The 14,558-nt window shown below is 37.9% G+C and carries 9 protein-coding genes and 1 tRNA gene; 6 read left to right on the top strand and 4 right to left on the bottom strand.

Annotation, left to right across the window (positions count from 1 at the left end):
- Positions 1–463 precede the first annotated feature (463 nt).
- Positions 464–536 (bottom strand) — tRNA-Trp (locus F6K15_RS11015).
- Positions 537–636: 100 nt separating this feature from the next.
- Positions 637–1,020: a 50S ribosomal protein L19 gene (rplS, locus tag F6K15_RS11010; protein WP_293060676.1), complete on the bottom strand. Its 384-nt coding sequence runs from the start codon at positions 1,018–1,020 to the stop codon at positions 637–639.
- A 1,156-nt stretch (positions 1,021–2,176) separates the two neighbouring features.
- Here rplS and F6K15_RS11005 point away from each other — a divergent pair.
- Positions 2,177–3,937 (top strand): EamA family transporter, encoded by a 1,761-nt coding sequence (locus tag F6K15_RS11005; protein ID WP_293060674.1) that lies wholly within the window; start codon positions 2,177–2,179, stop codon positions 3,935–3,937.
- Here the strand turns inward: F6K15_RS11005 and F6K15_RS11000 are convergent.
- Positions 3,934–4,062 carry a hypothetical protein gene (locus F6K15_RS11000; protein ID WP_293060672.1) on the bottom strand — a complete coding sequence of 43 codons (129 nt, stop codon included), beginning with the start codon at positions 4,060–4,062 and terminating at the stop codon, positions 3,934–3,936. The genes F6K15_RS11005 and F6K15_RS11000 overlap by 4 nt on opposite strands.
- A 532-nt stretch (positions 4,063–4,594) precedes the next feature.
- Here F6K15_RS11000 and F6K15_RS10995 point away from each other — a divergent pair.
- The 5 genes from F6K15_RS10995 to F6K15_RS10975 all read left to right on the top strand — a co-directional run bounded on the left by F6K15_RS10995 (position 4,595) and on the right by F6K15_RS10975 (position 12,479).
- On the top strand, positions 4,595–5,545 hold the full coding sequence (locus F6K15_RS10995; RefSeq protein ID WP_293060671.1) for an RNA-guided endonuclease TnpB family protein: 951 nt from the start codon (positions 4,595–4,597) through the stop codon (positions 5,543–5,545).
- 4 nt (positions 5,546–5,549) lie between these two features.
- Positions 5,550–5,762: a zinc ribbon domain-containing protein gene (locus F6K15_RS10990; protein ID WP_363267757.1), complete on the top strand. Its 213-nt coding sequence runs from the start codon at positions 5,550–5,552 to the stop codon at positions 5,760–5,762.
- Positions 5,740–5,997 carry a hypothetical protein gene (locus F6K15_RS10985; protein ID WP_293060670.1) on the top strand — a complete coding sequence of 86 codons (258 nt, stop codon included), beginning with the start codon at positions 5,740–5,742 and terminating at the stop codon, positions 5,995–5,997. Before F6K15_RS10990 ends, F6K15_RS10985 begins: the two co-directional genes overlap by 23 nt.
- Before the next feature lie 299 nt (positions 5,998–6,296).
- A complete protein-coding gene (locus tag F6K15_RS10980) occupies positions 6,297–6,467 on the top strand; it encodes a hypothetical protein (RefSeq protein WP_293060668.1) in 171 nt (56 codons plus the stop codon).
- A gap of 111 nt (positions 6,468–6,578) precedes the next feature.
- Positions 6,579–12,479, top strand: a complete 5,901-nt coding sequence (locus tag F6K15_RS10975) for an AAA family ATPase (protein WP_293060666.1) — start codon at positions 6,579–6,581, stop codon at positions 12,477–12,479.
- A gap of 2 nt (positions 12,480–12,481) precedes the next feature.
- Here F6K15_RS10975 and F6K15_RS10970 read toward each other — a convergent pair whose 3' ends face one another.
- Positions 12,482–14,335: a hypothetical protein gene (locus tag F6K15_RS10970; protein WP_293060664.1), complete on the bottom strand. Its 1,854-nt coding sequence runs from the start codon at positions 14,333–14,335 to the stop codon at positions 12,482–12,484.
- Positions 14,336–14,558: the final 223 nt, after the last annotated feature.

Here is a 14,558-nt window from a genome sequence, read left to right as displayed (position 1 = left end):
CCTTCAAGATTTTACCTTTTCACGGAAATTACTAGGACTTCACCAGTTGACCCCCAGGGTTTGAGTTATCTAGATTCTGAAGTCAGGCGCGTATTAACGCTACTCCTGATGATATTAATTATAGCATAATTGAAGTTACTTTACTGTACAGATGAGTTTTTTTGCAGGTCGCGCCCTCCCCTCTCGTTAAATCGGAGATGATAACGGCAGACCCCTCGCAACATTTAGTTGGATTTTAAATTTATTTACTTAATTTTTGGGATTTTTTACTTGATAAACTGGATTTTCAGTAATTTTTACTATTGTCGCACAAATATTGTCTGCAATTTCAGGATAATTTTGATGTCAGACACAGGAGTAACATTTGCATAGTGCATAGCAATAATTAGGAAAGCTTTGCCTCAGCAATAATTCCCTATACAAAACAAAAATATTATTGTTTGTTTGGATTGTAAGTATTAAGCGCGCCCTGGAGGACTCGAACCCCCGACATCAGGTTTTGGAGACCTGCGTTCTACCAACTGAACTAAGAGCGCATAGTTGAGGTCTTAGATTAAATCTTAATGACCTCTACTTAATCTACTATAACATAACTTTTCATCAAGTTCCAAATAATTTCTTAAACCATCTTGGAGACTATAAAGGCCGATCGAATCTTTGCTTCACACGAGTGGCCTTACCAACACGATCTCTCAAGTAGTAGAGTTTAGCTCTACGGACTTTACCTCGACGGACTAATTTTATATTAGCAATCCTAGGAGAATGAAGCAAAAATACCCTTTCTACCCCTACACCTTGGAAAACACGGCGAACTGTAATAGTTTTATTTATACCTCCATTCTGCATGGAGATTACAGTACCTTCATAGGGCTGGACCCTTTCTTTTCCTCCTTCTATAATTTTGACTCCGACTCTGACAGTGTCACCTACATAAATTTGAGGCAATTTCTTTTTCGAGCCTTGTTTGAGGTTTTCTATTTCCTCAGCTTCAATTGAGCGAATAATTTCTTGGGCTGTCATAATACTCTTTAAAACTCACAATCTATAATTATATATCAATGATTATGAGCAACGCAAGCAGCAAAAATAATTAGGGTTTGCTGAGAAAGTCTGATGAGTGAGGGTAGGAGTCAGGAGTCAGGAGAAATAGAAATTATAGAGGAAGTAGTCGGATATATTTGTCCCTTAATTTTTCTGTGCTTGTCTGCCCAAAATGCTAAAATGAATCAGCTTTTTAGACGGAAAAGTCGGCACTTTTTTTGAAAAAAAATGCTTTAGCCTTTAAATGTCAATGGTTTGATAGTTAATCAGCAAGCCCTAATTATCAAAGACTGCCCATTGCCAGTTGAATATTACTTTTGCTAGTTTGATGATTATGCTTTGGACATCTTATTCAGTATTTGAGCCCACATTCCGCACCACAAAATGTAGCAACCGAATCAGGAGTCAGGAGACAACCCACCCCTCGCCCCTCCCCCTCCCAGAAGGGGGAGACAGGAGACAGAATTTTAGAAGAAAATCATAGCTGCCGTGATTGAGTAATTAATCAAGCAAGTATTTATGCGTAAATTTTTTACTCGGAATTTGATGAACGAAAAAAGTAATTTAGATGATTTGCATAGTATAAATATCTACCAAGCTACAGATTTATATACTACTTTTAATCATACGCTCTTGAAGTTCCGAATGTGGGTTTGAATCAGGACTTACACATAACCACCACACACAGTAGGGGTTAACCGCCGTTAACCCGTACAAATGGTGTATAATTTTATTTTTTGTGTAAGTCCTGTGAGTAAAGAAAAAGCTAGCCCCGCTGGCGTAATGGTAGATAATTCTTGGTACGGGAGCAAGATTTTCCCACTGCGGTGTCTCGTGACAAAAATAATTACAATGCACAACCAATAGGAAAATTATCTCCGTTAAAAAATAAACTTTCCCCATTAAAGCTTAATCATCTTAATATTAATGTGTAGATATTGTGGAGGTAATATGTCCCAAATTTTATAGAACCCATTTGGTATCTTGATTTGAGCCATGGAGTCGTCCATGGGATAGAGGCAATAGGAGACAAAGGTGGAAAAATATTCCCAATATTTATTCATTCCCCCCCAATCCCAACGTACCTTATGGAGTGGGACTTTTCGCGGTATCAGTTAAAAGAGCTATAGGGAAAATGAATAATCAACCCCCAAATTATGGAGCTGAAACTCCCAAATCACCAGAAGAAGTCCTGAAATTAGTGATTCAAGACTTGGATAGCTTTCGTCAAAATCTGGCAAATCAGTTAAGCCAAGATATAGACAGATTGAGAATTGAGAAAGAACAGCTTAGTGAGGATGTAAGTAAATTACGAAAGCAATATGAACAGTTACAATCTCAACAGCTCGAATCTCTATCTCAGCGACAAATAGCCCAGCAACAATTATGGCTTAAACAATTAGCCCAGGTTTTGGCCAATAACTTACAAAAACAGTTAGGCCAAAAAATTAGAGATTTAACGGAGAGTGTAGATCCGGGACTACAACAAGCTGGCATTCCTGGGGGAGAGTTACCAATGACTAATCCTTCAAATAACTATTATGGGACTGCTAATGAATTTGGAGATTCTTTATCTAGTGTTCTGAGTGGAACATTTGAGGCATTAAAACAGGAGTTGGATAGTTATCAAAGTGACCTTTCTGTACAGTTAAATAGTATGCGTAGTATGGAACAGCAAGGAGAGGTCATTCTAGAAGCTTTGGTCAGTCGTCTTCAGGCACAACTGGAAAATAATAGTGTAGTTTCATCTGGAAGTTATCAAACTTCTCGATCTGAGTCTAAGAACTCAGTAAATACTGCTTCTTTAGGAAAATCAATGTTGACTACACCTCCTGTGGAGTCCCCAGAAGTATCGCCTAAGTCCAAAACTGAGTCTACTGCCAAACCTAAAAAATCTGCTTCTCAAGTTCAGGTAGGTTTGATTTTAGCTTTACTTTCAGCAGCATTGTTATCTTTATTTAATGTTTTTATTAAAGTTATCCTCAATACGCCTCCACAACCCAGTACAATTTTAGGCTTATTTCCGGTAGAAGGATCGATCGCTCCTAATGTGGGTAATTCTTTATTAATTTTATTACTACGACTAATTGTAGTTATGTTATTGATGCCCATAATTGCAACATTTCTCTATCCTGCAGTTTGGAGCGATATTGAGCGGTTGATCAAATCAAAAGATTTTTCTTTATGGTGGAAGGTGATTGGTAGTGCTTTCTTTTTGTTTTTATCTCAGGTATTGATATATATTTCTATAGGTAATATACCTACTGCTATTGCTATTACAATTTTCTTTATTTATCCAATTATTACTGTTTTAGTATCTTGGGGATTATTTGGCGATCGCCCTTCTATGGTAAGAATTTTTGCTATGGTTCTGATTGTTATAGGAGGGTTTTTAGTTCTTCCTAGTGGAGAGGGTAATTATCAACAAGGAATTTTGGCTGCTGTGGGTGCTGGAATTACTTTTTCTGGGTATGTTGTTCTCACACAAATGTCAGCAGGAAAACTTCATCCCATTCCTTTTAGTTTAGTGAACTTTGCCGGAATTTTTGTATTTTCTGCTTTAGGTTTGATGATGCCTTTACCTACAGAATGGTCGGTTAATATTAATATAGACCCTAGTGTGAATGTGTGGTCTAGTTTAATTGTTGGCGGTATTATTCTGGGGATTTTAACACTTTCTAGCTACGTATTAAATAGTTTTGCTATTAGATTTGCTGGAGCTGCAAGAGCATCTATAATTGGTACTTCTGGTCCGGCTTTAACTGCTTTATTTGCTCTTTCGGTTATTGGAGAAGTTTTATTATTCAAACAAATTTTGGGAATGTTATTGGTGATTTTTGGTGTTGCTGCGATGAGCTTTGAAAGAATGTTTGCAGCAAGGCAAAAGACAAGTTAATTTTGTAATTTTGTTTCAAAAATTCTGAAAATTACATCAGAACCAAGATAGTATTTAGGTGTTGCTGTAATGGTAATAATATTTAGGGTTTGCTGAAAAAATTTTTTGGTAAGGGTAGGAGTCACAACTTAGAACTCAGAACTCAGGAGAAATGGGAATTAATTAGAGTTTGCTGAATAAAGCTTTTTGGTAGGGTTAGAAGACAGGAGACAGGAGATAAGAATTGTTCCTCAATTTTTCTGTCCGAAGGTTTGCCTTTTATGCTAACATGCATGAGGGTTTTAGACTAAAACCAGCGCGCCCCTTGGGAATTAAATAAGGCTCAAGCCTTTACCTATCAATGGTTTTAGGATTAATCAGCAAACCCTAATTAGGAGGTAGTCGGATATATTTGTCCTTAGATTTTTCTACCCTTGTCTACCCAAAATACTAACTTTTTGAGCTGTTTAGACCGAAAAGCTGGCAATTTTTTCTACCGATAAAGGTACTTACCTTTATCTGTCAATGCATTGACAGATAAAGGTAAGTCCTATTGGGACTTATATCATGTCCGGTTAAATACTTATAAATAAATGATGGAGGAGTCAGGAGTCGTAGGGTTTGTAACTGTTGGCTAAAATCTGGTATTATCTATAAAAATCTGGGATGATCTGTTTTATGTTACTAGGACATCATACTGAACTGCACCCAAATAAACAGCAAAAAACATTACTGGCTAAACACGCAGGTGTAGCCCGTCACGCTTGGAATTGGGGATTATGGTTAACACGAAATATATTGAATCATAACCACCATAATCCAGACAGCAAACTTAAGTTTCCTACTGCCATTGACTTACATAAGCTTTTGGTAGCAATGGTTAAACCAAAAAACTGCTGGTATTATGAAGTATCTAAGTGCGCTCTTCAATATGCTTTGAGATATTTATCTGTTGCTTGGAAACGTTGCTTTAACAAAGTGTCAGCTCAACCTAAATTCAAGAAAAAAGCCAGGGATAATAGTTTTACTCTAGACGGTTCAATCACAGTAGGCTTTAATCGTATCAAACTACCTCGAATTGGATGGATTAAAACCTATGAAATACTGCCAAGCAATGTTATTCTGTCGTCTGTAACTATTAGCAAAACAGCAGATAAATGGTTTGTTAGTTTCAAGATAGAAGCCATACCTCAAATTACGGAAAAGTCTGTAGATGTAGTTGGTGTTGATTTAGGAGTAAAAACTTTAGCAACACTCTCAACAGGGGAAGTATTCGATGGTGCTAAACCTTACAAAAATTTAGAATCCAAACTATCACGATTACAATACCTAAACAGACATAAAACTAAGTTCTCCAATAACTGGAAAAAAGCGCAGCTAAAAATAGCGACGTTGCATAATAGAATAGCTAATATCAGGAAAGATACATTGCATAAACTAACAACCTATTTGGCTCTTAACCACAACCCACCCCCATCCCCTCCTGGGAGGGGAGCAAGAGGGGTGGGTGAAGACCTTAATGTATCAGGGATGATGGCAAATCACAAGCTAGCGGCAGCTATTGCTGATATGGGTTTTTATGAGTTTCGTAGGCAGTTAGAGTACAAGTGTGAGTTATTAGGTTGCTAAGTTAATCATCGTTGATAGATGGTTTCCTAGTTCTAAAACTTGCAGTAGGTGTGGAACTGTTAAAGAGTCTCTGTTTTTATCAGAGCGTGTTTTCAATTGCGAACATTGTGGTTTTAATTGCGATCGAGATTTGAATGCTAGTTTAAATCTAGCTCAGGCGGTCAGTTTGCTCCGCAACGCTAGCGCGAACGACCGTGGCAGCTTGCGGACTGGATAACGCCGACGTTCAGTCAGTTGGTTTTCCCTTCCTGGCGTTGGCAATTAATTCTGTAATCAACTGGTCAGTGTGTTGGCCGACACGAGTGGCCAAAATCAATCCAGGTTCTGGATGCTTGAGTCATCCCAATCCCACAATCAGCTCATCTGGCAACAGGCAACAGAAAGAAATAATTGATAATTTATGGATAATAATTGATTTGATTTTTGATTTTTACCGAATAATTAATAATTAATAATTAAATAATTCGCGCCTTGAAGCCTCTCCTTTTAAGGGGAAAAAAGCGGTCGTTTGCTTTTGCTTCGCAAAACTGGCGTAACGCAACGCTGACGCGTTTCGCGTCAGCGGAACGGAGTTATCTCTTCGGAGCTTCCCGTAGGGTGGGATGGCGCAATTCGGAGCGGCTCTGATAAGAGCGGGTCTCCTCGCTGTCTGACCATCGACCAAGAGAAGAAATAATATTTCCTGATATTCAATTCCGTAACGGTTAAAACCCGAGGTAATTATCAATTATCCATTATCAATTATCAATTAATGAACAGATGTCTATTTCTATCCAAAAAAATTCGGGTGGTGGTGCATAGTAATGGTAAAGGAAGCATTGGGAGTGTGGGGAGATGGGGAGATGGGGAGATGGGGAGATGGGGAGATGGGGAGATGGGGAGTGTGAGGAAATCTCGTATCCAACCGAGCAAGAGAAAGTAAACTTCAGTATTTTCTTGCCTCTGACTTGATCAGTCGGTATTGATAACACAGCCTCAGAGTAATCTCAAGCTATTATATAAAAGAATTATTATCATCATTAACTCTAGAGCAATGACCGTCAAACTACCAGGATATCAAATCAAACAAAAGCTATACGAAGGAACTCGTACCTTAGTTTATCGAGGCATTCGAGCAACAGACTCTCAAACAGTCGTGCTCAAATTTATGCGCAACGAATATCCTACTTTTAACGAACTGTTACACTTCCGCAACCAATATACTATTACCAAAAACCTCAACTTACCAGGAGTAGTCAAATCCTTAAGTTTAGAAAACTATGGCAATGGTTATGCTTTAGTCATGGAAGACAATGGGGCCATATCTCTAGACAAATATGAATCATTAGACTTAACAACTTGTTTAAAAATAGCCATTCAATTAGCAGATATATTACACAAACTATATCAAAATCGAGTTATTCATCAAGATCTTAAACCAGCAAATATATTAATTCATCCCCAGACTCAACAAGTAAAATTAATCGATTTTAGTATTGCTTCAGTGCTACCTTTTGAAACTACTGAAATTCAAAATCCCAATGTATTAGAAGGAACTCTGGCTTATATTTCCCCAGAACAAACTGGACGAATGAATAGAGCAATAGACTATCGCAGCGACTTTTATTCACTAGGTGTCACTTTTTTTGAGATGGTCAACGGAAAATTACCATTTGATACCACTGACCCCATGGAATTAATACATTGTCATTTGACGAAAACTCCTCAAATGATTGATTCCCAAATCCCGACTCCCTTAGCTAATATTATTCACAAATTGATGGCAAAAAATGCCGAAAACCGCTATCAGAATGCTTTGGGTTTAAAATATGACCTAGAAAAATGTTTGTTTCAATGGGAAAAGGAGGGAAAAATTGAGACTTTTAAGTTAGGAGAGCGGGATCTAAGCGATCGCTTCCTGATTCCTGAAAAACTGTATGGCAGGGAAAAAGAAGTTCAAACTTTACTTGATACTTTTGAGCGTGTCGCCAATCCCCCCCATACTCCTCTTAGTAAGGGAGAACAATCCCCCCCTACCCCCCTTAGTAAGGGGGGAGAAGGAAGGGTAGAAATGATGCTAGTGGCGGGATTTTCTGGGATTGGGAAAACTGCAGTGGTGAATGAAGTTCACAAACCTATTGTCAGGCAGCGCGGGTATTTTATCAAAGGAAAATTTGACCAGTTTCAGCGCAATATTCCTTTTAGTGCTTTTGTGCAAGCTTTCCGAGACTTGATGAAGCAACTTTTGAGTGAAAGTGATGCACAACTAGAGCAGTGGAAAGCTAAAATACTCAATGCTCTAGGGGAGAATGGGCAAGTTATTATCGACGTTATTCCAGAGTTAGAGAAGATTATTGGCGAACAACCAACCGTTCCTGAGTTGTCGGGAAGTGCAGCCCAAAATCGCTTTAATATGTTGTTTCAAAAATTTCTTCTGGTGTTCGCGCTCCCTAGTCATCCTTTAGTTATCTTTATTGATGACTTGCAGTGGGCAGATACGGCATCGCTGAAATTGATGCAACTATTGATGGAGGGTGGAGAAACTGGTTATTTGCTCTTGTTGGGAGCTTATCGGGACAATGAGGTATTTGCGGCTCACCCATTGATGCTCACTTTAGATGAAATTGAAAAATCAGGCGTTACTATCAATAGTATAACTCTGAGTCCTTTAAGCACAGCAGATCTCAATTGCTTGGTAGCAGATACTCTCTGTTGTCAGCTAGAAATAGCTTTGCCTTTGACTGAATTGGTGGCTCAAAAAACTAAAGGAAATCCGTTTTTTGCTACTCAGTTTCTCAAGGGATTATACGAGGATGGTTGGATTAGTTTTAATTTTGATGTGGGTTACTGGCAATGCGACATGACGCGAGTGCGGGAGTTGACTCTGACAGATGATGTGGTGGAGTTTATGGCAACTCGTCTGCACAAGTTACCAGAAAAAACTCAGTCGATTTTGAAGTTAGCCGCTTGTATTGGTAATCAGTTCGATTTGAATACATTGGCAATAATATGCGAGCAATCTTCTATGGCAGCAGCTACAACAATATGGGGAGCCTTGAAGGAGGGACTTGTATTGCCAGTCAGCGACAGTTATAAATTTTTCCAAGAGATTAACTATCAGGAGCAAGAGCAGTCTGAGAATGTATGGGTTAGCTACAAATTTTTACATGACCGCGTTCAACAGGCGGCTTATTCTCTGATTGATGGGAATCTCAAACCAGAAACACACCTCAAGATAGGTCGCCTGCTATTAAGAAATCTATCAGTATTAGAGATCGAGGAAAGAACTTTTGATGTGACAAATCAATTAAATATGGGGCGTTTTTTGATCAGCGATCGCCAGGAAAAAGATGAATTAGCTCGTTTGAATCTCATGGCTGGTCGCAAAGCAAAATCTTCAACGGCATATTTGGCTGCAATTGATTATTTGAACTTAGGAATAAAACTTCTAGAAGATGGCTGGGAACGAAAGTACGATCTGATGCTATCTCTATATCTGGAGGTTATTGAATCGGAATATATAAGTACACACTTTGAGAATTCTAAAGCCTTAGCCGATCTAGCATTAAAACAAGCAAATTCTCTTTTAGATAGATTAAGAATTCACGAATTGCAAATTCAATATTATATCGCTAAAAACGAAAGAAAGCAAGCTGTAGATTTAGGGATTTATGCGTTAAAGCTCCTCAAGATAGAACTCGACGGCATGATTCCAGAGATTGCTAATATTGAAGCCTTGGGAGATTTACCAGAGATAACAGAACCAAATCAAATCGCTGCTTTACGGATTCTGATTGCCACCGTTTCTGCAGCTGTTATTGCATCTCCAGATTTGTTAGTTCCGATTGCTTTTAAAATGGTCAATATTTGTATTCGCTTCGGTAATTCTAAACTAGCGGCTTATGCTTATGGCTTTCACGCTTGGATGCTGTGCAGTTCTTTAGGAGAAATTGAAACTGGATATCGCTTTGGGAAATTGGCAATTCACTTATTGGAAAAGTTTAATGCCAAAGAGATTAAATGTAAAGTTTATCAGCAATTCAATGTATTTGTTCGTCACCGAAAAGAACCTCTCAAGAATATGAAAGAATTAGTTGAAGCCGTTCAAAGTGGTATTGAAGTAGGTGATATAGAGTATGCTTGTTATGCAGCACAAGACTATTGTATTTTACAGTTTTTTCTTGGTCAAGAGTTAGATTTATCCCTACAAGAACAGAAAAAGTATTTAGGATTAATTCGTTACAATCAACAAGAATTTTCTTTGAATTTTACAAGTCCTTGGGTGCAGCTTGTCTCAAATTTATTAAGCCAATCTGTAGATATATGTTCTCTCATCGGCAATTTCTTTGACGAGACATTGAAAATACCTGTTTTGCAGGAAACAAACGATCATATTTCACTTTTTCCTCTTCTATTTATTAAAACTTATCTTAACTATTTATTTGGCTGTTATGAACTGGCAGTTGACAATGCTATCAGTGCCGAAAAAGTTCAAACGGGTTCTAATGGTTTTATCTATTATCCAGCTTATTTATTTTACTTTTCTTTAGCGTTATTAGCTTGTGAATCGCTGTCTACCTCCGAAAAACAACAGCTCTCGCTCGAACGCGTCAATTGCAATCAAAAACAACTGGAATGTTGGATGAATGACGCACCATTTACCTATCAGCATAAATACGACCTTGTTCAAGCCGAATATCATCGTGTTTTAGGGGAAAAACTAGAAGCAATAGAACTATACGATCGCGCCATAGCTGGAGCTAAAGCAAACGAATACATACAAGAAGAAGCCCTCGCCAACGAACTCGCAGCCAAATTTTACCTTGACTGGGGTAAAGAAAAAGTTGCTGCTGGCTATATGCAAGAAGCTTACTACTGCTATGCTAAGTGGGGAGCAAAAGCTAAAACTGATGACTTAGAAAAACGCTATCCTCAGTTGCTTCAACCCATTCTCCAGTCTACAGTTTCATCTAATAATTGGTTGGAGACCTTGTCAAATATTGCTCCTGCCAGAATATCAGTTCATTCCACTGGGACTGCCAGTTACACTTCAGGCACAAATATTAATGCTGCCCTTGATTTTGCTTCGGTGTTGAAATCTTCCCAAGCAATTTCAGATATCATTCAACTGGATGAGTTACTACGGCAGTTGACCCGGATTCTCCTGCAAACATCTGGAGGCGACCGCTGTGTTATTGTCTTACCTGATGACAATGGCAACTGGCAGGTGAGCACAATTGCAACTCTTGACACCATCGAATTATGTACCGAACCGTTAGCAGATAGCCCTAACGCACCGATCCAACTGATTAACTACGTCAAAAACACTCAAGAGGTGGTGGCGATCGATAACCTCACAACAGAACTGCCCATTATTGATGCCTATCTCACTCAACACCATCCCCAGAGTCTGGTGTGTTTACCGATTTTGCATCACGATACCATTGTCGGTGTGCTGTATCTCCAGAATCAATTCACCTGTGGAGCATTTACAAGCGACCGCATTCTTGTCCTCAATTTCCTCTGTACTCAAGCGGCTATTTCTATACAGAACTCTTCTCTTTATCAAGAATTGGAGCGTTCGCTCCAAGATGCTCAACAAAAGTCTCAGGACTTAGCAGAGATGGTAGCGCTATCTAATGGACAACAGCGGATTTTGGCATTGATTGCCCAGGGAGTTCCCTTAAATACTATTTTGGAGCAGACTGCATGGCATATTGAAAGCCAAAGTCGCCATCCAGCTTATTGTTCTTTTTTGCAACTTGATGGCGAAGGACGATTGCGTCATCTAGCAGCTCCCAGTTTACCAGAAGCTTACAATACCTTAGTCGATGGCATTAAAATTGGTCCTGAGGTCGGTTCTTGTGGTACAGCAGCTTATAGGAAGGCATCTGTCACAGTTGAAGAGATCGCCAACGATCCCCTCTGGGCTAATTTTCAGATTGCATTAAAGTATGGTTTGGGTGCTTGTACTTCTACCCCGATTTTAGGGTCTGAAGGTGAGGTACTTGCTACACTAGCTATGTATCAACCTAAGCCTGGTAAATTTACCCTCCACGACCGCAAACTGATGGAAGTTGCCACCTATCTTGCGCGCATTGCAATTGAACGCCATCAAGCAGATATAGAGCTTCAAAAACTCAATTTTCAAATTATCCAAGGGGAAAAACTGGCATCTCTAGGGAACATGATCGCCGGAGTTGCCCACGAAATTAATAACCCTCTTGGTTTCATCAGTGGCAGCATAGGCAACGGCAAAGATTATGTGCAAGATTTACTAGGACATTTAACCCTCTATCAACAGCACTATCCTGAGCCAGTTGATGCTATTCAAGACAATGCCAAAGATATCGACTTGGAATTTATAGTAGAAGATTTACCCAACTTAATGAATTCTATGCAAAGTGCAACCGTTCGGATCAAAGATATCAGCACCAGTTTACGTATCTTCTGCCGTGGTGACAAAGAACACAAAGTTAGCGCCAACCTCCATGAAAATCTTGATAGCACGCTATTGATTTTGAAATATCGCCTCAAAGCTAATGGAAATCGCCCTGAGATTAAAGTGATTCAAGATTATGGGAAATTACCTGAAATTTACTGCTTCCCAGGACAACTCAACCAAGTCTTTATGAATATCCTGGCTAATGCCATTGATGCTTTTGAGGAAGTGGATCGAATGAAAGACAAGCCTCAAACTATCACTATTCAAACGGCACTCACTCAACAAAACACAATTGAAATCCGGATTCGTGACAATGGGAAAGGGATATCATCAGATGTCAAAGAGCGAATTTTTGACCATTTGTTTACGACTAAAGGAGTAGGTAAAGGTACGGGTTTAGGTTTATCAATTTCCCGACAAATAGTAGAAGAAAAACATGGCGGAAAACTTACTTGTAATTCAGTATTAGGGGCAGGTACAGAGTTTGTAATTGCTTTACCCAGGCAATAAAATCAATCATTTTTTGTAATCAGGTGATTTGTATCTAATTTATAAGCTTTACCTGATTTAGTATCAAATGCCCAAGCTGCTATTTTCCACTGACCTTTTGGTAACAATTTACCCGAAATTGTTTGTTCCCAACCTGCATTAAGATATGCGGGATTATTAAATAGTTGAACTAAATTTTCTCTTTGAGTTTGAGCAGACATCAAAACATCAAAAATTATCCAATTATCTGCTTGATTTTTATAGGTTAAAATAATTGCATCTGCAGGTTCGTTACGCTCTGGTAAAAATGCCCAACCATTGACAAAGTACCAACTATTTAAAGGTATAATTCCATCTAATGAACCGTAAGTTTTATCTGGAGATTTTTCTGTAGCGATCGCTTTGATATTATTGCTGCTAACTAAATTAGGTTTTAACATACCTAAGTAGTTAAGTTTGTTGACTAAATCTTTAACATAATCATAACTTCCTAAAATATTTTCTTCAACACAAGATTTATTTTCAATGATATTAATGAATGACAAACAAGTTTTTCCTTCCATACGCAATTGATAGCTAGATTTAATTTCTTTCACGCTATAAGTAAACAATCGATAGTGTAAAATAATCAATCCAATTATGGCGATCGCTACTGTAACTTTATAGAACCATACTTGCGATTTTCTCGAATTGCTATGACTATAAATATGGCTAAAAACTATTGGAAATAAGTGTATAATAGCGATTATTAAATAAAGAGAAAATGTTGTATATTTTGAAGATAAAGCACTTTCTACCCCAAAGCCAACTCTACCAACGGAAGTAATTAAAGCACTAATTATTGTGTAGAAAGCAATCATTATCCAACCAATAGTTCTCTCTACAAGAGTATCATCTTTAAAGTGTTTAATTAGGTAAATAAATAAACAGCAAAATATTCCTATTTCTACTCCACCAATAAATGTCGAAGAAGTAAGAGGAGATATTTCAAAACCAGAACCCAGAGGAGAACCTAAAAAGGCTAAAAAAAACTGTAAAGTTTGCTCTGGATTCCGAAATGCTGGTATGAGACTAGGGCTAACTTCAGGCTTTTGATAATCATAAAAATAGATAACTATATTGCCGATTAAAACTGCTATCCAGCTGAAGAATAACCATTTTTGTTTCAGTAAATCTGACGTTGATTTTGCAGTAACTAATGTGAGTACAGGTAAGACAATTACCCAAGCTATCATTCCATTAGAATAGGAAAAAGTACTAATGATGCAAAGCACCATACAAATTACAAATTTATATCTAGTATTGAAGGGGGAGTAGACAACTGAAATTGCCGTAGTAATACAAGCAATCGGCATGAAAACTACTAATTGAATTCCCCAAAACCAGTTATCATATTGAATTGGAGAAAATATGAGGATATTTGCCAAGAAAGCGATGAGCGAAGTTGTGAATAAATTAGTATTTACGGTCAATCTATTGAGGCGATAAATATTAACAGAAACTAAACAAGCTAACATAAATATTACTAGCATTTCATATCTCACATCCCAGTTAGTTAAATATGCTAGTCCGAGAAATATTAGTCGTGGAAATAGCTTTCTACTTTCATTATGTTGAGCAATTAAGTCTTGCCATGATAAGGAATTTTGGGAGATTTTTATGAATAGCTGAGGCATGAGATTCCATTGGTCCCAATAAGGCATATTAACGCTGTAGGTAAGAATTAATATTCCCATTGCAACTGCCGGAAGTATGACTAAAACTATACTTATACAATGAAAAAGTTGGAAATTATACTTGAATATTTTTTTGGTAATTAGGGATTTTTTTTCTGTTGTCATTGTCAGACTTTTCCTTCTTCCTTCTTCCGTAAGCATTCAGCAGTCAGCAATCAGCAATCAGCTATTAATTCACTGCCTTTATAGCAGGAATTAGTATTGAGAAGTTTAAGGAGAATTCAAAGTATTGAAAAAACAACTAACCTTGACCTTAGCAGTGTATATTCATTATTTATGAAACAGCTAAAAGCTGAATGCGAGCTAGCTGAATACTTACCTTCTTCCTTCTTTCTTCTTCCTTCTTTCTTCTGCTATATGAATA

The organism is Okeania sp. SIO2B3, assembly GCF_010672525.1.
Taxonomy (GTDB): Bacteria; Cyanobacteriota; Cyanobacteriia; order Cyanobacteriales; family Microcoleaceae; genus Okeania.
Note: the sequence above shows the minus strand (reverse complement) of the source record. Positions and strands in the feature narration are given on the sequence as shown.